Origin of the sequence: Paraburkholderia caffeinilytica, assembly GCF_046030355.1 — a bacterium.
GTDB classification, from domain to species: domain Bacteria; phylum Pseudomonadota; class Gammaproteobacteria; order Burkholderiales; family Burkholderiaceae; genus Paraburkholderia; species Paraburkholderia caffeinilytica_B.
Genome location: NZ_JAQQCQ010000058.1, coordinates 1 through 1,369 on the forward strand (window position 1 = coordinate 1; position 1,369 = coordinate 1,369).

The 1,369-nt window shown below is 61.5% G+C and carries 1 protein-coding gene; it reads left to right on the forward strand.

Going from position 1 to position 1,369, the window contains the following annotated elements:
* Positions 1-57: 57 nt before the first annotated feature.
* The gene (locus tag PQQ95_RS36500; protein WP_408447242.1) at positions 58-1,329 is read left to right on the forward strand and encodes an IS256 family transposase; all 1,272 of its coding nucleotides are present in this window, start codon (positions 58-60) and stop codon (positions 1,327-1,329) included.
* Positions 1,330-1,369: the final 40 nt, after the last annotated feature.

Sequence of the window (1,369 nt, forward strand, 5' to 3'; positions counted from 1 at the left end):
GGGACCTATCCGTAATTCTGTGGGCGAGGCATATCATGAGGGGTAAAAGTCATGGATATGCCGATGAAGAAGAAACGCACCGTCGCTTCTCAGGCAGCGGCCCGAGGGCCGCTGCCTGCCCTGCCGGAAGGTCTGCTGGATGATCTGGTCAAAGGCCCGATGACGCCCACCGAGGTCCAGGACCTGATGCTGGCGTTCAACAAGGCACTCATCGAGCGCGCGATGGGCGCCGAGATGAAGATGCATCTGGGCTACCCGGCGGGGCAGCCGAAACCCGACGGCCAGGACAACGAACGTAACGGCGCCAGCGGCAAGACGCTCATCACCGACTATGGCCCGCTCAGGGTCGATCTGCCGCGTGATCGTGACGGCAGTTTTGAACCCATCCTGATTCCGAAACACGAGCGCCGTTTTACCGGTTTCGACGAGCGCATCATCGCCATGTACGCGCGCGGCATGAGTGTGCGCGAGATCCAGGCGTTTCTGGCCGAAGCCTATGGCACCGAGGTTTCGCCCGATTTCATCAGTTCGGTCACCGACGAAGTCATGGCTGAAGCGCTCGCCTGGCAAAGCCGTCCGCTTGAGCCGATGTACCCGGTGGTGTTCTTCGACGCGCTGCGTGTGAAGATCCGTGGCGACGGCGTGGTGAGCAACAAGGCGGTGTATCTGGCGCTGGGCATTCAGCCCGACGGCCAGCGTGACGTGCTCGGGCTGTGGATCGAACAGACCGAAGGTGCGAAGTTCTGGCTGAAAGTGTTCAATGAACTGAAGACCCGGGGCTGCCAGGACATCCTGATCGCGGTGGTCGACGGCCTGAAGGGACTGGCTGAGGCGATCGGCACGGCGTACCCGCGTACGGCCGTGCAGACCTGCATCGTGCATCTGATCCGCAACAGTCTGGAGTACGCCAGCTACAAGGACCGCAAGAGCGTGGCCGCTGCGCTGCGGCCGGTCTATGCCGCCGCGAGCGAACAGGCCGCGCAGCAGGCCCTGGAAGCCTTTGCCGAAGGCCCGTGGGGTGCGAAGTATCCGACCATCGTGCAGTCGTGGCGACGGGCGTGGGAGAACGTCACACCGTTCTTCGTGTTTCCGCCGGACATACGCCGTGTCGTCTACACCACAAACGCCATTGAGAGTCTGAACATGCAACTACGCAAGATCATCAAGACACGCGGCCACTTCCCCAATGACGAGGCCGCCATCAAGCTGCTGTGGCTGGCATTGCGCAACGTGCTGGCAAAGTCCGTACGGGCGGCGTTCGACTGGTCGTCCGCCATGAACCAGTTCGCTATTCTGTTTGGAGAGCGTTTTACCAACGCACGCGGATAACTCCGCTAACCGCCTCGCACACAAAAATGCGGACAGGTTC

Excerpts from the sequence above, each read along its gene's own strand:
- PQQ95_RS36500 (WP_408447242.1), top strand. The coding sequence starts at position 58 with ATGCCGATGAAGAAGAAACGCACCGTCGCTTCTCAGGCAGCGGCCCGA.